The organism is Pseudoalteromonas sp. SIMBA_162, assembly GCF_046535955.1.
GTDB lineage: Bacteria > Pseudomonadota > Gammaproteobacteria > Enterobacterales > Alteromonadaceae > Pseudoalteromonas > Pseudoalteromonas marina.
The window spans coordinates 1-247 of sequence record NZ_JAWJBQ010000933.1 but is presented as its reverse complement, the minus strand read 5'-3'; the positions used below and the strand labels follow the sequence as shown (position 1 = coordinate 247).

The 247-nt window shown below is 62.8% G+C and carries 1 protein-coding gene; it reads right to left on the bottom strand.

Features of this window, described 5'->3' with window-relative positions:
* On the bottom strand, positions 1 to 208 hold a 208-nt coding region (locus R0J88_RS22445; RefSeq protein ID WP_410901235.1), incomplete at its 3' end, for a hypothetical protein.
* Positions 209 to 247: the final 39 nt, after the last annotated feature.

The following is a 247-nucleotide window of genomic DNA, read 5'->3' as shown; positions in this document are numbered from 1 at the left end:
AGGTGGCGGAAACAGACAGCGCCATACCGACACTCAGGTTCTTGGAGAGCGTGGTGTCCTGCGCAACAGACAGCTCGCCGGTCACAGAGGTGTCACCGCCCACGCTCAGGTTGTTGGAGATGGAGGTCAGCGCGTTGCCGATGGTGACCTTGCGAGCGGTCGCGTTGTCGATGATGCCGCGCGTCTCGAAGATGTCGGTGGCAGTCATGCGAGTGGCAGTCAGTGCGGCCGGCGTAGATGCGCCGAT